Consider the following 24538-nt stretch of genomic DNA (forward strand, 5'->3'; position numbering starts at 1 on the left):
GGGCCCGTGCCCACGGGAGGCTAGGGCCGTCTCGCCGGCGCACCGCCTACCGGCGAACGATGGGGAGGCCCTCGAAATGGCCCGCCCTCTCTTCGGTCCCACCGGGCCTGACGCACGCCCGGACGCCGTTGCGGCTGCGCGAATTCGACATCGGCCGACTACCCCGAACACTTGCGATCGCTCTGTCTCGGAAGGCGTATCGGCCGGACGCTCCCGGGGACAGCACTGTGACACCCAGGGGTTGAGGGCTTGTCAGTACCTCTGGGTACGCTGGCACCGACATGAAACGGACGTGAACCGGCAGCTCGGTGACGCCGGTTGGTGAACGGGGGCGCAGTCATGGGCGACGGGTTCCAGAGCAATCCGGAGATGCTGAAGGCCGAGGGGAAGAGCTTCTCCGAGATCGGCAGGGATTTCTACCAGGCGACCGCCAAGCTGAAGAACGGCCTGGCCGCGCAGGGTGACGGTGGAGGCGGCGGAGGCGAAGCGCCGAAGGAGACGACGTTCTCGAGTGTCGCCCAGGACGCCTGGAAGGGCCTGACCACCTTCAGCGACAAGGCAGGCACCCCACCGTGGGGTGACGACGAGCTCGGCGAGAAGTTCGGCGTGGTCTACGAAGGCCTGCGCGACGGCATGACGGACTCGATGGATCACCTCGCCACCAAGCTCAACGAAATCGGCAAGGCGTTGGAGCGGATGGCGAAGAACCACGAGGAGAACGAGGACTTCACCAACGCTCTGATCAAGGAGCAGAAGCCGGAGAACCAGTTCGGCGGCGATGTACGGATTCTGAAGTCCACAAGCACGTGACACGGCCCGCACCACGGAGGCGTGTGACGACCGTACAGCGGGGTTGCAGTGCCGCCGCAGCAGCACGGTTGCGGCATCCAGGGTCGAGTGGTTGCGCCGTATCGTCTTCGGCATCGGCTCGACTCAGGCTCGACGCGTTGACGGCCAACTGCCCCGCGCCAAGCCCGAGTTCAATCGCATGACCGCGCCTGACCCACAGCCTGCCCTTCACTGATAGGAGAGAGTCCGTGTCGCATCCCGACGCGCCGGAACCGGTACAGCCCATCCCCACCACCGCCGAAGAGGCATTGGCTGCCGCTCGCGCCCGATTCGAAGTACTGGATCCGGAAGGAAACCCGGCGCCGTTGTACGTGGCGGAGTTCGACATCGGCTTCCTCGTCCACGCCGTCATGCCCCCACCGCCGCCCGGCACTCAGGCGCCGTTGGGTGGCAGTCACATGGTGATCTCCAAAAGCGACGGAGCCGTCACCTATGTCCCCAACTTTCCGCCGGACTCCGCGATCGAGCTGTACCGCAGCCTGCGCCGGCCCAACGGCTAGGGCTGCCGTCTGAGGGCTGGACGGCCTTGGACCGGATGTCTACTACAGCACTGTGACACAAGAGAGTTGAGGGATCAGAAGGGCCGTTGAGTAGGCTCTGGCATGGGCATGGCTTCGCCGACGCAAGCCGGTTGAGCACTCACGAGGCTCCGAATGGCGCCTCCGGCAGCAGCAGAGAAGCAGGGGCCCTTCCGCCGTCGGTGAGGTGGATGGGGGCAGTCGGCCACGGGGCCGGGACAACACGAATTGCATGGGCGACAACGGGGGTCTTCGTCATGGCTTTGATGCTGCCGAACGCACTTGAGTGGGTTCTCGAGATGTGTGGCTTCGAATGGCCCACAGGCGACGAAGACAAGATGATGGAGTGCGCCAACACCTGGCGCCAGTTCGCCGCTGATGTGGAGAGCCTCCAGGCCCGTGGCACGAGCGCCGCCGGCAACGTCCTCGCCGAGAGCGCCGGCGACTCCATCGAGGGCTTCAACAAGACCTGGGAGAAGTTCTCCGGCGGCTCGGGCTACTTCGACGACGCCCGCCAGGGCGCCGAGCTGATCGCCATATGCATGGACGCCGCGGCGATGCTCATCATCGGGCTAAAAGTGGCGGTGATCGCCCAGTTGATCATCCTGGCGATCGAGATAGCCGCGGCCCAGGCCGCCGCTCCATTCACCCTGGGTCTGTCCGAACTCGGCGCGGTGGGCGCGGCCGCCGCCACGCGGCTGATCCTGAGAAAACTTCTCAAGGAGATAGCCCAACAGATCTTGCAGGCGGTGTTGGAGACCGCCAAGGAACCCTTTGTCTCCGCTCTGGAAGCCATGGTCTCCGACCTGGTCGCCCAGACTGTCGAGCAGAACTTCGGCAAGCAGTCGGGCTACGACCTGGGCCGCACCGCCAAGAAGGGTTACGAAGAGGGCAAGGATGCCCTGAAGAACTCCGGTTCCACCTTCGGCGAGTCCCTGCGCGACGGCGCCGGCTCCCGCGCGGGGCGTGGCGCCCGCGACGGACTGACCAACAGCGGAAGCGACGGCGGCGACGGCTCGTCGGACTCCGGCAACGACAGCTCGTCGAACTCCAACGATTCGTCGTCGAACGACAGCAGTTCCAACGACTCTCCGTCCAACGACAGCAGTTCGTCCAACAACTCCCCCAGCTCCTCCAATTCGTCGAACCCACCGAGCTCATCCAACTCGTCATCGAGCGACGGCAGTTCGTCGAGCAACTCCCCGAGTTCCAGTGGTTCGCCGAGTTCGAGCAGCGGCGACTCCGGACGCAGGGCACCGGACATCGGCGGTCCGTCGTCCTCGTCTCCGTCGAGCGGTTCGGACAGCTCTTCGCCGAGCCCGTCCTCGTCGTCGAGCCCGTCCTCGTCGTCCGATGGCCCGTCGGCTTCGAGTTCGCCCTCCTCTCCCACGAGTACGCCGTCCAACGGCAGCACGGACAGCACCGGCAGCCCGGACTCGTCGAACCCCTCGTCGTCCTCGTCCTCACCAAGCCGTGGCTCCGACTCGCCCAGCCCCTTCGACGTGGGCACTCAGGCCTACAACGAGAGCATCGGTCGTCCTCCGGGCGACGATTCGTCCACCCCCGACTCGTCTCCGGACTCGTCCACGCCGTCCACCACGACGAGGCCGGACGTCGAGGGCGGACCGGCCCCGGACACCACCCCTGACTCCGCCCGTCCGGACAGCACACCGGACGCCCCACCGAGCACGGCACCGGGCAACGAACCGTCCATGCCCTCCAACTCCTCGCCCGTCGAGGGCCCGGGCACCACGCCGGATGCCGATGGCTCCCCGGCGCAGGACACCACTCCGGACAGCGCTCGCCCGAGCCGCCCGGACGGCGTCGACCTCCACACCCCGGAGCAGGGCGCGTCGATCCCTGACCCGCGCAACACCGAGCCCGCGCCCATGCCGTCCACGCCGCCGGAGACGGACCGCCCCGAGGCCGCACCGGCCCCGGCTCCCGACAACTCCCGCCCCGAACCGGGCGTGCACCAGGCCGACAGCGACTCGGTCACCACCATGCCCGCACCGGCCCAGGGCCCCATGCCCGGCGACTCCAACGACGGCAACAACAACGACCAGAACCAGGGCAGCGGCCGCGGCTCCATACCGAGCGGCGCCATGCCCGGCAACACGCCCACCGCACACGCCAGCCCTGGTCAGGGCCACGCGCCGACACCGTCAACACCTACCCCGCAAGACCCGGACGACGACAACATGGGCCTCATGGGCAACGTCGCCACGGCGGCACCCCCGGCGTCCGGTACACAGCCCGGTGAGGCGGGCAGCCCGCAGCAGGCGGCCCCGTCGTCCGCGACGCCCTCAACGTCGACCCCGGGTGCCATGCCACCACCGGCGGTCGGCCCCATCCCGACGCAGGCGCCGGCGGCAGGCAATCCCACGACGACACCGCGGGCCACCACTCCCAGCGCCACGACGCCGCGTACGGCACAGCCGAGCACCAGGCCCACGACGCCGTCACGGGACACCCAGCAGAACCGTCCCGCATCGCCGCCGCGCGCTGGGACGCCGCGCAGCGAGACACCGAGCCGCTCGACCACACAGCCGCGCACTGACACACCGCGTACCGAAACGCCCAGCCGCCCCACCACACCACCACGCACTGACACACCACGCACTGACCCGCCGCGTGCCGAGACTCCGCGCACCGAGACGCCTGGGCGCCCGACCACGCCGCCCCGCGGTGAGCAGCCGACGAACCGTCCGACGGACAACCGTCCCACGAACCAGCAGGCACCAGCCGAGTCCCCCACTCCCACGCCGAACGACCAGGGGATGCCGGCACCGGACAACCAACAGCCGGACCATCAGCAGCCGGACGCCACCAATCAGACGCCCGATCAGAACCAGCAGCAGCCCCCCGCTGACGACAGCGCGCCCGAGCAACCCACGGCGCCTCCGCCTCCGCCTCCGCCCCAGGCAGACAACCTTTCGGACATCCGTAACGACCTGAACCTCCCGTTCGAAGGCCTGACCACACCCGAGCCCGCCCATCAGCAGGACCTCGAGAACGCCCACCCGAGGAACCCCGACGGCACCCCGCAGGTGTACGCGGACCCGCGGCAAGGAAACTGGGCCGGTCTGCAGAACGACGGCGGCCCGGGGGTGCCCGGCCGGTCCAATAACTGCGCCGACTGCACCCGCTCGTTCCTCGAGACATGGTTCGGTCGCCCGACGGTGTCCGCCCCGCGCACGTTGGACCAAAATGCGGACGGCAGCCTGAACACCTTCTCCGCGGAGCGCGATTCGGTCGACAACCAGGCACGTTGGGCCGGCGCACCCAGCGCGTACGCGGGCAACGACCATCCCAACCCGTACGCACGAATAGCCCACGAGCTGTCGCAGGCCGGGCATGGCTCGGCAGCCGTGATCGGCGTCAACTGGCCCGGCGGTGGCGGCCATGCCTTCGCCGCGGTCAACCACAACGGCCAGGTCCTGTTCGTCGACGCGCAAACAGGCGTCGTCAGCGAGAATCCGATCCACCTGGGCGCCCAAGAGGTCTTCTACACCCCGCTGGACGCCAACCGGAATCCGATCACTCCGTACTTCCTGACCCCGTCGACGCCGCAACCGTCCACGGAGAACACCCCGGACACCAACAACAGCTCGGACCCCGACTCGTCGACGGATCAGTCAACTCCCGACGCTCAGTCGGACGGTTCTTCCAACACCTCGCCGTCCACTGAACCGTCCACGGACGAGACACCCTCCACCAACGACGATTCGCCCGCCGAACAGAACGCGAACGAGGGCGGCACCAACACAGCACCGCCGTCGACGACCCCGGAATCCTCCACAACGCCGGAGACGACGCCGGCCCCCGACATGACGCCGACCCCGGAGACGACAGCACCGCAGAACGAGGACATCTCTCCGGACACGAACACCACCCAGGAGTCCAACCCGAACCAGGTATCCGAAACCACCCCGGACACGGACTCCACCACGGACCGGGACTCGGAAACGCCCCAGAACTCGGACGCGACGGACCAGGACAGCCCCCAGCCCGACAACGCGCGGGACACGCAGGACACGCAGGACAGCCAGGAATCCCAAGCCCCTCAGGATTCTCCGGACACCCACGACACCCAGGAAACCCAGACCCCTCAAGACACCGACCAACAAGCGGAGTCGAGGGAACCGGTCTTCCCGTCCACCGCCACGCGTCCCTCCGGCCCGCCGGATGGCTACGACGACCCCACCGACGCCGACAACCGCGCACAGCAGGAACGATTCCCGCGCAACGAGGACGGCTCGTTCCAGCAGGCCCCTGACCCGCGCGAGGGCACCTGGGTCGACGACATCCGCGGCCAGAACCCGGACGACTCCGGTCGCGACATCAACTGCCCCGACGGGGCACTGGCGTTCGCCGATTCGTACGCGGGCAGTCCCACGGTCGCCGCCCGCCGCAGCCCGAGCGAGGACGGCACCCCCGCCGACACTCCCGAGCCGGGTGGCCGCGACCGTATCGAGAACACCCTGGGCGCCGAGTTCGACGATTTCGGCGACGGCCGCGACGCGTACAACAACCTGGAGACCACCCTCCTCAACGAGGGCCACGGCTCACAGGCCGTGATCATCACCCAGAACGCCGACGGCCGTGCCCACGCCTGGAACGTGGTCAACCACAACGGCCAGATCGTCTACGCCGACCCGCAGACGGGCCAGAGCAGCACCACCCCGCTCCACAGCGGCAACAACGGCGTCTTCGCGATCCCGCTGGACGCCAACCGTCGACCCATCGACACCACCAACCAGCCCGCCGCCCACACCCAGAGCCCGACCGCCCCGGCCGCGACCGACCGCCCGTCGCCGCAGGGCCCGGCCGGCACCACTGATCCGTCCGAGAGCCAACGCGGCGCCGAAGCAACTCGCGAGCAGCGAAACCAGAGCCTCCCCGACCCGGAAGCCCCGGACCAGCAGCACGCGAACCTCCCTCCGGATCAATCACAGCAGGATCTCCGGCGGGAGCACGAGGTACGACGGATTGATCTGACGCCGGTCCAGCAGCAGATGCGGGCCTGGGCCGAGCCTCAGGGCAGCCCGCCCACCTCCCCCTTGCGCAATCTGCTGCAGGAGTCCCTGGACCGACGGCAGCATCATGCGGAGTCCGCACAGCACGTCCGCGACGCCAAGCAGGCTCTTGACGACGCCAAGAAGGAGACCGACAGCGCCAAGAGGGCGCTGAAGAAGGCCGATCCGACGGAGCGGGCGGCTGCCGAGCAGAGACTGAACGACGCCAAGAACGCCTTGGCGCAAGCTAAGCAGGAGCACAAGGAGACGCTGCGGGCGCACCGGGACAACGTCTCGATGCCGGCGACCAACTTCACGGACAGCGATCTGCGCCGTCATCTCGACCCGGCGTGGTCGCAGATGAACGACGGTGACCGGTACGCCGCGCTCGCGACCTTGGGCCGGATGAGCCACTCCTTCCACGCGAACAACGCGGTAGGCGCGAGCCCGGAACCCGCGCCCAACAACGACCCCTACGCCGACGCCCCGCCCAAGAAGCGTCAGAAGATCGACCCGGCGCACGACCATCACGAGTCCGTGGCATCCACCCGACGGGAAGCCTCGTCTCGCCCCAAGGACGACGCCCCGCAGGACCTCAGGGATCTGTTGGACGAGACGGAGCGCAACTCCCCGGACTTCTCCGACAAGAACTACGCGGTGGTGGAGGTCGTCGACGAGCGCGGCGAGAGCCACTACATCATCGACTCCTCGGTCCCGGCCGCCTCGGATGCCGTGCGACCACGGCACTCCGAAGGTCACATCCTGGAGTGGGTCGACCAGCTCAACAACAGCAGGGAAGCCGAGGGGCGCCCCCCGTACAAGGTCGCCGGCTTGTACACCGAGCGGGAGCCTTGCGGCCTGCGCAAGGACATGTCCGGGCATGCGGACTGCTCCAAGACCATTCGCGACTCCGACGCGATGGACGGGGTGCCCGTGTACTACAGCACGACGTACCGGGTCGACCCTCAGCGCAAGGAGTTGCTGGAGCAGGAGCGCGCCGCCCTGCGGGACCAGGGGTTGTCCGATGCCGAGGCCAAGAAGGCGACGGAGGGCTTCAAGACGCCCAACCGCCAACTCATGGACCGGGAAATCCACCAGCACCTGGACTTCGTCGACGACCTCCTTTCGACGATGAACGACCAGGGCCAGGCTCCCCCCACCACCACGGACCCCAACCGCACCCCACCGGCCGACCCGGCAGGCGCAGACCGCAGGCCCCCGGCGGACCCGGCAGGCACGAGTACGACACCGTCGGCAGCGGGCCCACCGCCGGGTACGAATACCTTGCCCGGCGATGCCGCCCACTCCCCTGAGGGCCCGGAGACCGGAAGCGCCTCGGACCAGGACAACGAGGCTTCCACGGCCGAAGGCTCGGACCCCTTGGAGTCAGAGGAAGGGGAAGGTTCCGGAGATGTAACCTCCGATCAGCCAATCGCTGCTCCCTTGGACCCAGAATTCGTCGACGCCCACATCAAGGGGCTCGATGAAGTACAGGGAGGCGAGGGACACGCTCCGGGGCGCCACCTGTATCCCAACAACCAGGCACTGCAAGACCGGCTTGGCACCCCGAAACTCGACGCACAGGGAAACCCTGTCGTGTACGGCGCGAACTCCGTGAACAGCGGTCTAGTAAAGTCGGAGAACAACATCGACCCCATGACCGGAACCACCACGGATTACGTGTCCGGGAATGCACACAGGGTCGGTCCCTACGCAACACGCTTCGACGCTCCCGAGGACATGGTAAGAGCAGACCAATACCTACGTGCTCGAGTCATCAACGACGGCGAACCCCCGGACGCCGAGGTACCTATCGCGGACATCTTCGACGCCGAGGGCCACGAGCGGTTCACTGGTTTCTATCGAGACCCATCCGACCTCAACGAGTTCCTTCCTGTCGATTTCGAAGGTGGGACCATCAAGCCCGTGTATCGACTCGTCGATGGCGATTGGAAGTTGGTTACCATGTACGCAAACCCAGCCCCCGGCCGCCACCCGTAGTAAGGACCGTTCGTGAACAGGGAACTCGAAAAATTCATCAAGGTCTACCTCGACTACGACCAGGCCTACGACACCAGCGGAACCCTGCGTCCAACGCTGCACGCATTCAAGCCGGAATACGTTGAGCGTGTACGGGAGGGACTGGAAACCGTACTCAGAGACCGCCAAATCTCGACGTCCGAGTACGAAATGCTCACGGACATCGAGTTCGACGGCGAGGAAGCACTGTATTCCTATCTGCAGGAAATGTTTCGCTACCTGTTCGAGGGCGGCATAGAGCAGCCCATGCCCCCCGAGTAGCCTGAATGCCAAATAACGACTGGACAGAGGACTCGATCACTCACGATCGCGCGCCCTCCTGATGCGCGATTATCTGCGCAAGTCTGCTCAGTGGGCCTAGCATTGCCAATGCCGAGAGCGCCTGGCGTTTATTTGATACCGCTGAACACGTCCGCACGTGGATCCCGCGCATCGGCGGGTAGTTGGGGTCAGATAGCAGTTCTGGTGACGGCGTGACACCCTTGCTGCCTCGGGAGGTACGTGATACTCGCGTCCGTGAACCCGTCTCCAGCTGCAAAGAATCGACACTAGCCAGGGAGGGGCATCGTGCCCGAGCCAACCGCCGACACCCCCGGAATCCCCGAGGAAGAGGTCGCCGGTCGCATCGGCGCATGGTGGCGTGAGGGTGGGCACGGCGGCCAAGTGGCCTATCTTGTCCCTACGGACGGCCATAACGCCTCGGCCGTCATGGGGGAGACACACGAGCACGTGCCCGGCAGTGTTGTCGTCGATGCCACCGGTCTCACCGCCGAACAGGTCATGCACCAGGCTCTCATAGCGCTCGGAGTTGATCTGTCCGCGGGCAAGCGGGACGACTGGCGGTTCGCGCTAGGTTCGTGGAGCGAAGAGCGGTTGTTGGTGCTCGTCAACACCCCCCGCGCCGGGCTAACTCGGCGGTCGTACGAAGCGGAGCGGCTGATCCGCAGCACCATCCCCTGGCTGACACGCGGGAAGTTGGCCGTGCTGACCGATACCGACCCTGAGTTCCTGCCGCGAGGCGTGCCTCCCGAGGCCGTCTTCCGCCTGGCCGAGCCCGCCGGTGTCGCACCCACTCCCGACGTGCCGGCCGCCCTGCGCGCCCTCGCACTGGCGGAGCCGCGCATCGTGCCCATGCCCGTGTGGGCGCAGCTTGTCGTCGCCTTGACCGGCGAGACCATGTCGCCGGACGAACTCACCGAGTTGGCTCGGGAGCATTCAGACGTTCTGCTGGTGGGTCCACTTGGGGTTTCCTTCGCTGAGGAGGCTGTGGCCGAAGCCCTGCGACGCCAAGTCGATTCCGAGGAACATGTGTGCGTCAGTCGGCACTTGGTCGACTGGCTGCTGCGTACGTCCGCCGATTTCCGTCATCCGGAGGGGTGGGCCAAGGCCGGAGCCGTCGGGCTGTACGCCGCCGCCGGGCTAGCCATGCACGCCGTGCAGGCGGGGACGTACGAAGAACTTCTGCGCGATGGGCGTACGGTGGCCCATCTCCCGCAGACCGCACTCATGGACTCGGCGCGAAGCCTCAGCTTCGTCATCCCCGGAAACAGCCCGGCCGGCGATGCAATTCATCTGTGGGGGTGGGGAGTTGTACCGCGAAGTCAGGGTGAGTGGGCTTCCTGGCTGCATTTGATGGCCTGGTCGCGCGACGATCGCGAATTCGCGTCGTCCGTGGCTTCGTCCGGTGTCTCGCTTCCCTGGCGTACGAAGTGGGCCCACTGGCGGCCGCCGGGTGGATACCATGCGCGTTTCCTCGAAGCGGGCAGGTTCGTCAGGCTGGCGGAAGTGCGCCGGCAGGGGCGGTCCGCCATTGCCGGGTTGCAGCAGCGTACGGTGGATGGATCGCCGCAACCGTATGTCTCCGTCCGGGACTTGGAGACGGGTGAGCTCGTCGCAGGTCCCTGGGAACAGGGTGAGATTCCGCAGGAACATCGCACGGACCTGGCCTTGCCCCCGGCGACTACGACACCGACCCCATCGGCCTCACAGCCCGGCGAGAGTTCCGGGCATCCCACACGGCTCCGCGAGCTGTTCGACTCGTCGTCCGCTCCTCGAAGCAAAGGCGCGTTCCTGCTTCCCTGCGCCCCACTAACCGTGGGCGATGTCGTCGTGTTCGGGGGCGACCTGGGGCTGATCGCCATCCAGTCAGCGGACGGCGTGGCCCCCTCGGACACCTTCGGCTCCCGGCAACGGCCCCTGTCCTGGGATTACGCGGACGCGGGCCCCAGCCGCCCTGTTGATGCCACGCCCCCGAACCACAGAGACCTGATCGCCCTTTTCGGCGAGGACGACATCTACAAGGCCGAACCCGAGGAACTTCCCGAGGAGTTGACCCATCAGCCGACTCGCGAGCTCTGCACCGAGTTCGGCCTGCCGGACATGAACGAGGGCGCCATGGCGCTACTGCCGTACGGGAATTGGGAAGTCGACCTCTTCGACGAGGTGGACTGGCCGGATGATGCCGAACCCGTGACGGAACGCGGGCCCTTCTTCCAGATCGGCAAGTGGATGGGGGGTGAAATCGTCATCGACGGGCCCACCGGACACATCCTGCGCGTCCCGGCCGGGCCCGACGAGGAATATCTGGCCGGGCTTCCCGCTGCACGCGGCCTGGAGAGCTTCCTCACCATGGTCGCGCTGTGGGTCACCGGGCTCCGCACCCGTGCCCTCCTTCCCCCGGGCAACTCCGAGCGGGGGCAGATCACTTATTGGGTCCTGGGAGCGCTGGCCGAAGTCGACGAGACGGGCGGCGAGCAGCCCGCCTGGTCGTACGTCCTCCACAACGAGTGACACAACAAGTGACACATCGGAGTCGGTGCATCAGCCGGAGAGGCGACCGACGAGACGCCTCAGCCCCTCCTGGCAGTTGACCCCCGTCTGAAGCACCTTCCAGGCCTGGGCGGCCTGTGGCTCGGACAGGTCGGGCAGGGTCTCGTCGATCCGTGTGCGCAGGTCAGGCATGGGCCTGGTGCCGATCAGGTCCTGGGGGCGCATCGTGGCCATCAGGGCTTCGACCGCCGGCCGGTCGGCCTGGATCGGAAGGTCGGCCAGGACCAGCGCGGCCACGTCCACGGCCGCGAACTCCCGCCCCGCCGCCTCGTCCTTGAGCAGCTCGTCGACGACCCCGCCGACGTGCACGAAAGGGGCGAGTACGCGCACGAGCCCGTTCAGGTCGAGGCCTGCGCGAAGGCGTGCGCGTTGGCGGTCCAGCCAGGCGTGCAGCGCCTCACGGCCCAACGGCGTGCGGCAGATGCCGGGGGTGTTCTGCCAGCTGTTGTGTTCGGAGGCGCGATGCGGGCGGTAGTGATGGTGGTACGAGATCCCTGCCTCCGGCAGCCCCACCAGCTCGAGTTCGGCGTCGAGCGCGTTGCGCAGCTCGCGGGCGAAGCGCGGGTCGGCGAGCAGCCGGGTCAGGTGCGGGCGCCGGTGGACGAGCATGTTGGCGGCGCCCGGGCCGCCCAGTCTCGGCGGAGGGTCGGCCAACGGAACCCCGTGTTCGAGGAGTTCGTCCGCCAGGTCGAGCGGGATGAGGGCCCGCATGCGGCCGGACTCGGGATCGGGGTCGGGACAGGGCAGGCGCACCGGGACGGCATCCGCCGCCAGGCGCGGGGCGAGGCGCACCGCCAGGTCGTACAGGTCATCACTGCGCACACGCGACGTCGGCTCGCTCGCCAGCCAGTTGTGCAGCAGGCGGGCGGCCTCGCCGGCGGGGAGCCCCGGGCGCTCGCCCGTCAACTGCGCCAGGGCGCCACTCCGTTGGACCAGTGACAGCCACACCTCCGCACTGTTCGCGTCGTCGGGGACCAGCCGCAGTACGTCGTGCACCGTCTCCGGGCGCCGCTCGACCAGCAGCTCCAGGGCCTTTCCCTTCAGGGCGTCGGCCCAGAATTTGTTCACGTCACCCGCGCACAGCCCGATCGTCGGCACGATGTCCTCAAGCAGTGCGGCCACCTCTGCCTCGGGATTCGCTCCCGCCGCCCGGGCCACCTTGCGCAGGTCCGCGGCCATGCCCGGATACAGGTCGTGGGGCGTGTGGACGCGTCGTACCAGTACGTCGCGGAATCGCCTGAGCTGGTCCGGTGAGACCACCGCGCCTCGGGGGGCCAGTTCCTTGGCACGCGCGCGTACCGCCCCGCCGGCCAGCGCTCCATGGTCCGCGAAGGTGGCGTAGCGGGCGTCGAGCCATCGTGCGTCGGGCTTGGTGTGCTGCTCACGTTCGGCGTTCCTTGCGCGCGTGAAGTACCCGGTGGCGTACTGCTTGTGCTTTCCGCCCTCCTTCAGGCACAGGTCGGCGAGTTCGTCGAGGACCGCGGGGAGGAACCTCGGTGCCGTCGCGGCCAGGTCCTCCACATCGTTGTCCAGGAGGGGCTTGTAGAGACTTGGGCTGCCCCAGAGGCTCCAGCCGAAGGCGTAGGCCGCTTCCAGGGCCTCCTGTTCCTGGCCGGGGTGCGCCGCCATCAGCCGCTCGGGGAAGGAGAGTTCACTGTCCCCGGCGCTCCCGGCGCTCCCGGTGTCCCCGGTGTCCCCCGGAGCCCGGATGCCGGTCGCGAACGTGTCCGTCAGCGCCCATTCCTCCCGCGACGCCAGCAGCGCGTCCCAGTGGCGTGCGAAGGGGGTGTTCAGAAGGAGCGTCATGGTGTGGTCGTCGGGGTGGACGTACGTCCGCGCGATCAGCGTCGTCTCGTCGGCATCCGGCGCGGGCGGGTCTGCCACCGGTTCCACCCCGGCGTCGTCGAGTGCCTCGCGCCACACGATGTCGGACTCGGCGAGGGCCACGGGCACGCGCGTGCCCGCGCCGGCCCAGGATTCGGCCAGCACGCGCGCCTGCCCGCGGTGTTCCTTCAGCGCCCGGCGCAGCCGGTACAGCCGGCGTGCGCTTTGGCTGTCCACGAGCCAGTCGGGTACCTGCTGAAGCCTCTTACCGCGTGGATTGCGATAGACGACCCCGAGGTCGTCGTCCAACTCGACGGTGTAACCGTCCACTTCGTAGCGCCGACCCATGGTCCGGTACTGCCTCCCCGTCCTGACCGTCACGGCCGTACTCGTCCGCGTACCCCTGTACCGCCTTCGTGTAATCCTCTCAGGTTGGGGACGTCGCGACGCGGCGGAGCATCACGAGCCAGTCGTCCTCGCTCGGCCAACCCCTCAAGTCGGTGAGCTGCCATGTCTCGGCGCCCACGGGGAAGGTCTCCCCAACGCGGAGGGTGTGGATCCGCTCTTCCGACGCCTCGGTCACGAGCCGGACCCTGACCGAGGCGTCGGACTCCCTGTAGATGTCGTTCACCGAGAAGCCGGCGTGCTCGAGATTTCGCTGAATCCCGTGCCAGAGACCCACCGTGTCGGCACTGCTCACTTCGCATCCTCCGGGCAGAGGGGGTCGATCAGAACAACCCGTGCCACATCTGCTCGACGATCACCGACCACCAGTTCCTCGGGTCGTCCAGGGCCGTCGCGTCGATGGCGACGAGCTGTTCCTGGAAGTCCGCAACGGCGCTGCCCGCCATGATCGGGTCGAGCGCGATCATCTCCTCGCGCGTGGTGTGCAGGAGCGCGAGAGAGCGGGCGAAGGCGGACACCGAGGCGTTGACGCGGCGGCCCGCGCCGCTTTCCGGAGTAACGGCCCAGAGCTGGCCGACCGGCTCACCCTCCAGATCGGACCCCGTGCACTGGACGGTGATCAGTGCGACCCCGTCGGTGCCGATCCTGACGTGACCCTCCAGGAACGCGAGGGACTCGGCGCTCGCCTGGGAGCCGACCTCGCGCAGATGCGCGGCGGCATTGCCGAGCAGGCCGGCCGGAAGCTCCACCTCCGGGCTGTCGGCCGTGAAGAAGAACGGGATGTCGGTCGGCAGCCCGGCCCATGTCAGCGTGGCCTTGGTGGCCTCGGGGAGCGGGGTGCCCGCCACGTCGTCGGCGTCGTAGCGACGTACGCCGTCAGCGCCGAAGGCCTCCGCCAGCTCGCGGCCCAGGGCAACATCGCGGAGTGGCTCGGCCGGCTCGACGTCGGTCGGCACCGGCGCGCGGTGAGGCCGTGGCGGCGACTGCTGTCCCGCGATCTGGTGCATCATCTCGACGTGCTGGAGCAGCCCGGCGATCGCCTCGGCGCGCTCCTCGCCCCGCACGCCGTACTCCTGCGTGCAAGAGAACCGGGCGTTGGGGTAGACACGGCCGATCAGCCGGCCCGGGTACCCGCCGGGGAGCAGGCTGGAGCTGAGGTCCGTGTGGATCGCGACCACGTTCTGCGCGGGGACGCCGAGGCTCTGGATCTCCGCCATGGCCTGGAACTCGGAGTGCGGCAGACCGGGGGCGGAGTTCTTGAAGAGGCTCGTCTCCTCGCCGGTGCGCGGGTCGACGTAGGTGATGACCGTGGTGTTGCCGGGGCCGGTGACCGGCGGCTGCGCGGGCGGCGCGGCCTCCTGGCCGCCGCCGTGCTTTTGCTGATACATCCGCACGACCTCCTCGACCGGCACGGACGGCCAGGTGCTCAGCTCGCCGGTGCGGCGGTCGACCACACCGCAGGAGTGGCCGATCGTGGCCGGCGGCCGGCGCTTGCCCGTGACCGGGTCACGCTCGATCGGCGGGGCCGCGGCCCACACCACCCAGCCCAGATCGAACTCCTGCGTCCGCACCTCACGGCGCTCCTGTCCCTCGGGGTTGAGCCACCCCTCGGCGGTCGCGAGCGCCTGCTCCTGGCTGATCACGGGATCTCCCTTCGAGTCTTCGGGCGGACGGGGCCGGTGCGGCCGGGGTCGGTGCCGGGCGAGCTCCGCGGCCCTCGTCCGAGTGGGCCTGAGTGCAGGCGGTCTGATGCGGGCGCCTTCGAGAAGCTTGGGGCGTTTGAGCCTTCGAGCCTAACGGTCTGCGGTGGGTGGGTGTCAGGCGGTCGGGTGGGCATCGGGCCCGGGGGCTTGTGGAGCCTGTGCGGCTTCCGGCTTGAGCCCGGGGGCCTGTGCGGGCTCGGGCTCGGCTTCCCGGGGGTCGGGTACGGAGCGCCGAGCGGTCGTGGCATTGGGCTGCGCCGGGCGGATCTGCAGCGCCTTCACACCTCTTTCCGTGGCGACAAGGAGGATGCCGTCCGGGGAAAGGTCGGTTCCCGTGAAGGGCGTGGCGGAGACCAGGGCCGTGACGATCTTCTCGTCGCCCTTCCGCTCGCCGCGACGCCAGACGCGTACATAGTCGGCGCCGCGGCTGAACCCGAGCGGCCCCGTGGCGCGCTCGTCATCCGAGGGGCGCAGGATCCGGGTCGGGTCGGCATCAATGACGGAGCCGGTGGCGAGGTCCTGCACCAGCACGGCGGGGGCCTCGGGATCGTCGGCCTTCAACGGGCTCGAACCCGGGGTGCCTTGAGGCACCACGCTTACGGCAACCGCGCGCGGGGCCGACTCCGGAGGCTCCTGCTCCGCAGGAGGCTCCGCGGCGCTGTCCGACGCGGCCGCGGACGGGGGCAGTTTGCCTACGGTCACGGCGTCGACCCCGGCGACCGGCATGCTCCACAGGGTGTGCCAGGGAAGCTCGGGCACCGTGCGGCGCAACACCGCCGCGTACTCCGGCAGTCCGTCTTCGACGAACGCGGTCTCCAGGAGCGCCGCTCGAAGGATGGCGGGAGCCTGGGTGCGGGTGAGCAGCGGGGCCGTACGCAGATATGTGCGCGCCGGTGCGTCCAACTGCTCCGGGGGTACGGCCTCCACCGCGGCGCGCAACCGCACCGGCTCGGCGTGGGCGAACAGGCCGGGGTCGGTGAGGAGCCGGGGGAGCAAGCCGGCCTCCAGGGTGTGTCCGGCGATGTGGTCGCGAACGTACGCCCCTGCCTTCGCCCAGTCCTGATCGGATACGGTCTCCAGCAGCTCCATGGCGATACGCGCCTGAGCGCCCGCAACATCCGGGATGCCTGCCCGAACGGCCTCGCCGATGCCCGGGTGCTGCAATCCGAGGAGCGTCCGCTCGTCCTCGGGGATGTCTTCGCCGGCCCTCTCGATGGGGCGGATGAAGGGGGCGACGAGCAGCATGCCCCGCGCCATGTCCTCGCCCATGTCCCGCTCGGCGACTGCGGAGGCGAGCGGGGTCAGCAGGTGCACGGGCAGGCCTTCGCCCTCGGCAAGGGCGAGGGGCGCGAGGATCTGTCGCAGGATGCGTGGGTGGGTGTCAAGTCGCTGGGCGTGCCGATCGAGCACTTCACCGACGCTGCCCGGCAGTTGGCTCGCATCCGCCGGGTCGAACCCCTCCGGGTGCATCAGGATCGACCGCACGGCGAGGTTCACGGTCAGGCGGCTGCCCGCGCCGTCTCCCGCGTGCCGGGCGATCGCCTCGGCGAGCGCGCGTCGAGCGTCAGGCTCTGTCGTGAATGGCAGCTCCGGGGCGCCGAATTGGGGATTGAGCAGCGCCTCGGCCTGCAGCACAAGCCCTTCGGGGTCGGCCCACTCGGGTGCGTCGAGGTCGATGATCCGGGCCACGCCGGGCGGCAGGCCCTCGGCGAGCTCGACGGCGAACTCCCGGGGCACGTCGGCGAGAAGACGTAGGGAATCGACGGCGGCGAGGGGCTTCAGCGCGTCCCGCACCACGCGCGCGGGCTCACCCGTCCCCCGCACCGGGCCGGCCCGATCCACATCCGGCACAACGATCGTCACCGGCCGCCCGGACAACGGGAGTTGACCTAGTTCGGAGAAGATGTCGGCGGTGCGGGTCGCGGACAACTCGTAGTGATCGGCGAGCAGCCACAGGGTCTGCGCTGCCGTCAGCCCGGCGACGCTCGGCACCGCGGGTGCGGGCAGGTCCAAAGGCACGGTCGCCGGATCGAGCGCGTCCAGCTCGATCCCCTTGCGATACTCCGGGTCGCAGAGCATCAGGAACCCCGTGAGCAGCCGCGAACACCCGGTACCCGGGCTTCCGGTCAGGATGACGACCCGGGGCGTGCCCGGCCGCTCCGTCCGCCACGCGGTGAGCGCGCGCAGCGCGGCATTGCGCCCCCCGATGTAGGGGTGGGGCTCATGGCTTTTGGTCTGTTCTGGGGCCTGGGTCGGGCTGGTCATTGTCTCCCCGTTGTCCTGTCCGTCCGGCACCGTCAAGTCGTGTCGACCGTACGCCGCTCATCCTAGGTGCGTCGCGCGAGGGGAATCGCCCCCCGACCGCCGCTTGTTACCCAGGCGTGGCGTGCGCTGGTCACCCACGTGTGGCGCGGCGCCGACGGGGCGAACTCGTACACCGAAGTGGCGCCGACGTCGCCGTTCGGCAGGCGCGATGGGAATGTGCGCAGGCGCCCTCACGGGGTGCCTGCGATCACCCCGTGAAATCTTCGTACCCGCATCATGCCGCACCCCACTGACAACGCCCCTGACCTGCCCTGATTCCCCTAAGGGCCTTCATGAGCAGCCCCATCGCGGCGAGTGGGAGCAACAGCACGACCATGTTGGCGACGCTCGGGGACTTCCACCCATGCCGTCGTGGACCGTTCTGCCTTCGTGGACCGTTCGGCCTTCGTCGTCCTTGGCGGTTCGGGTCGGGGTACAGACGGCTGGTGGGCAGGCGCCGCTACTCCGGGTGCCCCGCCTCCACGCAACCCGGCACGGCCAGCGAGGCCGTGGGCCCCTGAGGCGGCACCCGCACCCGGTCGTTGCACATCATCAGCAGCGCGACATCGTCGGTCAATCGCCCGCCCGCATGCCGCAGCAACGCCTCCCGGACGTCCTCCACCACGCCCGTCGGCGAGGGACCGGGCTGCGCCGCGCTCGACCCGACGCCGATCGACTCGACACTGCTGCGCAGCTCCTGGGTCAGCGGGAAGAACTCCCCCGCGGCGTCCCGGGCGTCGGCCGCGCCGTCGGTGTGCAGGAAGAGTCCCTCACCGGGCCGCAGCCTTCCGCAGCGGACCGCCGTCAGCTCCTCGGGCAGCGGAAAGAGACCCAGCGGCGGCATCGGCTCGGCGGGTGAGACGGGCGCCACCGCCCGGCAGCCGACGCGGTACGGCCAGGGGTGCCCGCAGTTCAGCGCCGTGACCGAGCCGTCCCCGGCGACCTCCAGCAGCAGCACCGTCACGAATTCCTCCGCGAGAGGGCTCACCGGCTCGCAGCCGCCGGCCGACGGATGCTCGGCCCGCGCCCGCTCCCGCAGATGCCGCTGGTGCGAGCGCTCCAACCGGCGCAGCACACCGGTCAGTTCCGGCTCGTCGTGCGCCACCTCGCGGAAGCTGCCCAGCATCGCCGCGACCGTGCCGATCGCCTCCAGGCCGTGGCCGCGCACATCCCCGATCACCGCCCGGACGCCGTGCCGGGTCCCCACCACCTCGTACAGGTCACCGCCGACGGCGGCGCCCTCGCTCGCGGAGAGGTGGTCGGCGGCCAGGGCCATCCCATCAATCCGCGCCGGCAACGGCCGCAGCAGCACCCGCTGCGCGGCGGCCGCGACCTCCTGGGCCCGCTCCAGCTCCCGCAGCAACCGAAGCCGCCGCCCTGCGGTCAGATAGCTGGCACAGACCACCGCGAGGATCGCGAGGCAAGCGGTCACCCGCACACCCGGCCCGGCCGCCGGCTCCATCTCGCCGAGCGGGACCAGCGCGAGCAGCGCGCACAGACCGCCGAGCACCACGCACTGGCGCCGGCCGGTGCCCGCGCAGGCGATGGCCGGGGCGGCGGCGAGAAGCTGGAGCAGTTGGCCACTGGTGGGGCGGCAGAGCTCCCAGACCACCACACCGAGCACCCACAGGCCGGGCAGGACGAAGACGAAGGCGCGCTGCGCGCGAGCGGCACCCGCGCGTGCTCCGCCTCTCGCCCAGGTTCGGATCATGCCGATGGTCCCCCTAGCCGGTGGTCCCCTTAGCAGGCAACGAGGCGGTCGGCCGGCCCCTCCGCGCGGTCGCGCAGGCTGCACCGACCGGATCGATTGTCACCACGGTGTGTGTACACGTGGCGACGATCCGTGCCGTACCACCCGATTGAGTGATGGTGTGCGGATATCCCCGGCTTCCTCGGCGTGCCGCGGGGACAGTCCCGCGGGCCGGCGGGCGGAAAGGGGTGAGGGCGTGGACCGCACCAGGTGCCGTCCACGCCCTCATCTCTCCTGCCGTCAGGGCAGCGCCCGCTAGCCGCGCAGCGCCGCTCCGGTGCGCTCCTGCGCCGCCGCGACCGCCGCGTCACGGGCCGCAGAGGCTTCCTCGGCGGTCAGCGTGCGGTCGGCGGCACGGAAACGCAGCGCGTACGCCAGGGACTTCTTGCCCTCGCCGACCTGCTCGCCGGTGAAGACGTCGAACAGGCGCAGCGACTCCAGGAGTTGCCCCGCGCCCTCGCGCAGCGCGGCCTCGACATCGGCCGCCGGGACCGTGTCGTCGACGATGAGCGCGACGTCCTGGGTCGCGACCGGGAAGGTCGAGATCCGCGGCGCCCGCATCGGTCCGTCGGCGGCCCGCTCGACGCGGTCCAGGTCGATCTCCATCGCGCTGGTGCGCTCCGGCAGGCCGAGCGTCTTGATGACGCGCGGGTGCAGCTCACCGGCGTTACCGACGAGGATCTCCTCACCGTCGACGACGGCGAGCAGCGCCGCGCACCGGCCCGGGTGCCACGGGGCGTGCTGGTCCTGGCGGACGATCAGCTCGACACCCGCCTCCCGGGCGACCGTACGGCCCGCCTCGACGGCGTCCGCCCAGCCGGCGGGACGTGCGGCGCCCCACCAGCCGTCCTGCTCACGCGCTCCGGCGAGCACCACGGCGACGCGCCGCGGCTGCTGCGGGAGGGACGCGTTCAGGGTGGCGATCTCCTCGTCGGTCGGCCGGCGGTCGACCGGCAGCCGGGCGGCCGGCTTCTCGTCGCCGGTCGGCCGGAAGACCAGGCCGGTCTCGAAGAGCGCCAGGTCGTGGGTGCCCCGGCCGGCGTTCCTGCGCAGCGCGTGGAGCAGCCCCGGGATGAGCGTCGTGCGGAGGTCGGGCTCCTCGTCGGAGAGCGGGTTGACGAGGGTGACGGCACGGCGGCGCGGGTCGTCCGGCTCGATGCCGAGCTGGTCGAGGATCGCCGAACCCGTGAACGGGTAGTTCAGCGCCTCGACATAGCCGGCCCCCGCGAGTGCGCGGCCGACCCTGCGGTGCAGCCGCTGACGCTCGGTCAGGCCACGGCCGGCCGGCGGCCGCGGGAGGGTGGAGGGCAGGTTCTCGTAACCCTCCAGCCGGATGACCTCTTCCGCGAGGTCGTTGGGCTCGCTCAGGTCGGGGCGCCAGGACGGCACGGTGACGACCAGCTCGTCCTGCCCGTAGACATCGCAGCCGACCTGCTGGAGGCGGCGTACGACGGTCTCCCGGCCGTAGTCGACGCCGGCGACCTTGTCCGGGTGGTTCGCCGACAGGGTGATCGTGCGCGGCCCGCTGGGCGCGACGAACTCGGTGACGCCGGGTTCCGCCTTGCCGCCCGCGAGCAGCACCAGCAGATCGACGGTCCGCTGTGCGGCGGCGGACGTGGCTTCCGGGTCCACGCCCCGTTCGAAGCGCTTGGACGCCTCCGAGGAGAGCTTGTGGCGGCGAGCCGTACGGGCGATGGAGAGCGCGTCGAAGTGCGCGGCCTCCACGACGACCTCGGTGGTGCCGCCGAGCCGGCCGGACTCGGGGTCGGCGACCGCGTCCGCGATCTCGGTGTGCGCGCCGCCCATGACGCCCGCGAGGCCGATGGGGCCGCGGTCGTCGGTGATGACCAGGTCCTCGCCGTCCAGCACGCGCTTGGCGCCGTCCAGGGTGGTCAGCTTCTCGCCGGGCGTGGCCCTGCGGACGCCGATCGGACCGTCCACGCTGGAGCGGTCGTAGGCGTGCAGCGGCTGGCCGATCTCCAGCATGACGTAATTGGTGATGTCGACGGCCAGCGAGATCGGGCGCATGCCGGCCTTCTGCAGCCTGCGCTGCATCCAGATCGGGGTACGCGCCTCGGGCTCCAGGCCGCTGACCGTCCGGGCGGTGAAGCGGCTGCAGCCGACCGGGTCGGAGACCTTGACCGGGTAGCCGTCGGCGTTCGGCGGCGGGACGTCGAGCAGCGCCGGATCGCGCAGCGGCAGACCGTAGGCGGTGCCCGTCTCACGGGCGACGCCACGCATCGACAGGCAGTAGCCGCGGTCGGGCGTGACGGCGATGTCCAGCACCTCGTCGACGAGTTCGAGGAGCTCGATGGCGTCGGTGCCCACCTCGTGCCCGGGCGGCAGCACGATGATGCCCCCCGAGCCGTCATCGCCCATGCCCAGCTCGTCGCCGGAGCAGATCATGCCGTGCGAGGTCTTGCCGTACGTCTTGCGCGCGGCGATCTTGAAGTCGCCGGGCAGCACGGCGCCCGGCAGCACCACGACGACCTTGTCGCCGACGGCGAAGTTGCGGGCGCCGCAGACGATCTCCTGCGGCTCGCCGGTGCCGTTGGCGGTACCGACGTCGACGGTGCAGAAGCGGATCGGCTTCTTGAAGCCCTCCAGCTCCTCGATGGTCAGCACCTGACCGACGACGAGCGGGCCCTTGAGGCCGTCGCCCACGCGCTCGACGGTCTCGACCTCCAGGCCGACCTCGATGAGCTTGGCCTGTACGTCACGGCCGGTCTCCGTCGCCGGCAGGTCGACGTACTCCCGCAGCCAAGAAAGCGGGACCCGCATCAGATCTCCATCCCGAACGGCCGGGTGAACCGGACGTCACCCTCGACCATGTCTCGCATGTCTTCGACGTTGTGGCGGAACATCAGCATCCGCTCGATGCCGAACCCGAAGGCGAATCCGCTGTACTTCTCCGGGTCGACGCCGCAGGCGACGAGCACCTTCGGGTTGACCATGCCGCAGCCGCCCAGCTCGATCCAGCCCTCGCTGCCGCAGGTGCGGCAGGGCCGGTCCGCGTTGCCGACGGACTCGCCACGGCAGACGTAGCAGAGCATGTCCATCTCGGCGGACGGCTCGGTGAAGGGGAAGAAGTTGGGGCGCAGCCGGGTCTTCATGTCCGGCCCGAAGAGCGCCTGCACCATGTGGTCCAGGGTGCCCTTGAGGTCCGCCATGGTCAGGCCCTCGTCGATGGCGAGCAGCTCGATCTGGTGGAAGACCGGGGTGTGCGTGGCGTCCAGCTCGTCGGTGCGGTAGACCCGCCCCGGGCAGACGACGTAGACCGGCGGTTCGCGGTCGACGAGCGTACGCGCCTGGACCGGCGAGGTGTGGGTGCGCAGCACGACACCGGACTCGTCGCCCTCGGTGCCCTCACCCTGGATGAAGAAGGTGTCCTGCATCTGGCGCGCCGGGTGGTCCGGGACGAAGTTGAGCGCGTCGAAGTTGAACCACTCCGCCTCGACCTCGGGGCCCTCGGCGATCTCGTAGCCCATCGCGACGAAGACGTCCGCGACCCGCTCCATGAAAGTGGTCAGCGGGTGCCGGGCGCCGGCGGGGACGCGGTCGTAGGGCAGCGTGACATCCACCGCCTCCTCGACGAGCACCCGCGCGTCGCGCTCCGCCTCCAGCTCTTCCTGGCGGACCTTGAGCGCCTGGTTCACCCGGCCGCGGGCCTGGCCGACGCGCTTTCCGGCGTCCGCCTTGGCGTGCGGGGGCAGGGCGCCGATCTCCCGGTTGGCGAGGGCGAGCGGGGAGCGGTCGCCGGTGTGCGCGACCTTCACCTCGTGCAGCTCCTCGAGATCGGCCGCGGCGGCGACGGCGGCCAGCGCCTCGTCGGTCCGCCGGGCGACCTCTTCCGGTTTCAGGGCTTCGACCTCGACAGGGTCGTAGGACTTATTGGGTGCGGACATCTCTTCCCGTGCTTCCGGTGGACTGGCTTGGCTTGGCTCGCTTCGCCTCGGCTCTTCGATCACAAACGTCGGATGCCGAGCCCGCTCTGTGCCCGCGATGCTTGTGCGCCAAAGGTGCCAAAGGTCAAGTCTAAGGGGCGGGCCCACCACGGCGGGCCCGTGCCCCTGCGGGGCGCCCGCCGCTTCCTCTCAGGCCATGAAGGCCGGGGCCGCGACGGGCAGGCTAAATCGGAACTCCGCGCCGCCGGCCGGGGCCCGGCCGACCGTGATCGTGCCGCCGTGTGCCTCGACGATGCCCTTGACGATGTAGAGGCCCAGGCCGGTGCCGCCGCGCTTGCTGCCCCGCCAGAAGCGGGTGAAGACGCGGCTCATCGACTCCTCGGGAATGCCGGGGCCCTCGTCGCTCACGGTGACGGTCGTCCCTTCCGCGCTGGTCGCATCCGGTGCTGGTCCGACCTCGATGGTGACGGTTCCCTCGCCGTGGCGCACGGCATTTTCCAGTAGGTTCCCCAGCACCTGGTCCACCTTGTCCGGGTCTGCCCACAGATCGGGCAGGGGTTCGCACATCCGGATCAGGAAGCGGTCGGGCGGCTGGCCGGCGGTCGTCTGCGCCTGGACGTGCCGGCGCACCGCGGCGATCATGTCGACCCGCTGCCGCCGCACCTCCAGCCGCCCGGAGTCGATGCGGGAGATGTCGAGCAGCTCGGCGATGAGGCGGGTGACGCGGTTGGCGTCGGCGTCCACGGTCTCCAGCATCAGCCGCTTCTGGTCGTCGGTGAAGCGTTCCCACTTCTGCAGGAGGGTGGCCGTGAAGCCCTTGACGGAGGTCAGCGGCGAGCGCAGTTCATGGGCGACGGTGGCGATCAGCTCGGCGTGGCTCAGCTCCGTACGGCGCCGGGCCTCGGTGCCGCGCAGCGTGATGACCAGCTGCTGTACGGGCCCGGTGGGCCGGCTGCGGACGTAGCGTGCGGAGACCAGCACCTCGCGGCCGCCCAGCAGCAGATTGCGCTCCGGCTGGCCGCGCCGGATGGCGAGCCCGCCGTAGGGGTCGGTCAGCTGCCACCAGCGGCGCCCCTCGATGTCCTGCAGCGGCAGGGCGTCTTCCAGCGGGATCCCGAGGGCGTCCTGCGGGGAGATGTCGGTCAGCCTGGCCGCCGCGGCGTTGAAGCAGACCACCCGGCCGCCGGCATCGGCGACGATCAGGCCGTCGGGGAGGTCGTCGGGGTCGAGCCCGAGTCCCGTGCCGAAGGCGGCCGGTGCCACGGTGGTGGCGGGCGACGACCCGCGCACGGGTCCGTCGGACAGGTGGCTGTCAGCAGCGACGGTGCTGCCGGAAGTCCTCACACTCATCCCCGATACCCCCTTCCGGGCCCCGAGCACGCCACACTACTAG

13 protein-coding genes are annotated in these 24538 nt (G+C 69.7%); 5 read left to right on the forward strand and 8 right to left on the reverse strand.

Annotation, left to right across the window (positions count from 1 at the left end; genetic code table 11):
* The first annotated feature begins 339 nt into the window (after positions 1-339).
* The 5 genes from ACH4FH_RS21955 to ACH4FH_RS21975 all read left to right on the forward strand — a co-directional run bounded on the left by ACH4FH_RS21955 (position 340) and on the right by ACH4FH_RS21975 (position 11215).
* Entirely contained in the window at positions 340-810 is a 471-nt protein-coding gene (locus ACH4FH_RS21955) for a hypothetical protein (RefSeq protein WP_398557552.1), read from the forward strand.
* 227 nt (positions 811-1037) lie between these two features.
* Positions 1038-1349, forward strand: coding sequence for a hypothetical protein (locus ACH4FH_RS21960; protein ID WP_398557553.1), 312 nt, complete (start codon positions 1038-1040; stop codon positions 1347-1349).
* Positions 1350-1624: 275 nt separating this feature from the next.
* Positions 1625-8386 (forward strand): toxin glutamine deamidase domain-containing protein, encoded by a 6762-nt coding sequence (locus ACH4FH_RS21965; RefSeq protein ID WP_398557554.1) that lies wholly within the window; start codon positions 1625-1627, stop codon positions 8384-8386.
* A 12-nt stretch (positions 8387-8398) separates the two neighbouring features.
* Positions 8399-8686, forward strand: coding sequence for a hypothetical protein (locus ACH4FH_RS21970; protein WP_398557555.1), 288 nt, complete (start codon positions 8399-8401; stop codon positions 8684-8686).
* A 306-nt stretch (positions 8687-8992) separates the two neighbouring features.
* Entirely contained in the window at positions 8993-11215 is a 2223-nt protein-coding gene (locus tag ACH4FH_RS21975) for an SUKH-4 family immunity protein (RefSeq protein ID WP_398557556.1), read from the forward strand.
* Between the two features lie 30 nt (positions 11216-11245).
* Here the strand turns inward: ACH4FH_RS21975 and ACH4FH_RS21980 are convergent, their stop codons facing one another.
* The 8 genes from ACH4FH_RS21980 to ACH4FH_RS22015 form a co-directional block, all read right to left on the reverse strand.
* Complete coding sequence (locus ACH4FH_RS21980) at positions 11246-13459, reverse strand: hypothetical protein (protein ID WP_398557557.1); 2214 nt, start codon at positions 13457-13459, stop codon at positions 11246-11248.
* 46 nt (positions 13460-13505) lie between these two features.
* Complete coding sequence (locus tag ACH4FH_RS21985) at positions 13506-13778, reverse strand: DUF6406 domain-containing protein (protein WP_398557558.1); 273 nt, start codon at positions 13776-13778, stop codon at positions 13506-13508.
* Between the two features lie 28 nt (positions 13779-13806).
* Positions 13807-15126, reverse strand: a complete 1320-nt coding sequence (locus ACH4FH_RS21990) for an SUKH-4 family immunity protein (RefSeq protein WP_398557559.1) — start codon at positions 15124-15126, stop codon at positions 13807-13809.
* Positions 15127-15300: 174 nt separating this feature from the next.
* Positions 15301-17451 carry an ATP-binding protein gene (locus ACH4FH_RS21995; RefSeq protein WP_398557560.1) on the reverse strand — a complete coding sequence of 717 codons (2151 nt, stop codon included), beginning with the start codon at positions 17449-17451 and terminating at the stop codon, positions 15301-15303.
* 499 nt (positions 17452-17950) lie between these two features.
* Positions 17951-19201, reverse strand: a complete 1251-nt coding sequence (locus tag ACH4FH_RS22000) for a PP2C family protein-serine/threonine phosphatase (protein WP_398557561.1) — start codon at positions 19199-19201, stop codon at positions 17951-17953.
* A gap of 294 nt (positions 19202-19495) precedes the next feature.
* Positions 19496-22021: a phenylalanine--tRNA ligase subunit beta gene (gene pheT / locus ACH4FH_RS22005; RefSeq protein WP_398557562.1), complete on the reverse strand. Its 2526-nt coding sequence runs from the start codon at positions 22019-22021 to the stop codon at positions 19496-19498.
* Positions 22021-23145: a phenylalanine--tRNA ligase subunit alpha gene (pheS, locus tag ACH4FH_RS22010; protein WP_398557563.1), complete on the reverse strand. Its 1125-nt coding sequence runs from the start codon at positions 23143-23145 to the stop codon at positions 22021-22023. Before pheS ends, pheT begins: the two co-directional genes overlap by 1 nt.
* Before the next feature lie 189 nt (positions 23146-23334).
* Complete coding sequence (locus tag ACH4FH_RS22015; protein WP_398557564.1) at positions 23335-24495, reverse strand: ATP-binding protein; 1161 nt, start codon at positions 24493-24495, stop codon at positions 23335-23337.
* Positions 24496-24538 lie beyond the last annotated feature (43 nt).

The organism is Streptomyces sp. NPDC017993, from assembly GCF_044328065.1.
Taxonomy (GTDB): Bacteria; Actinomycetota; Actinomycetes; order Streptomycetales; family Streptomycetaceae; genus Streptomyces.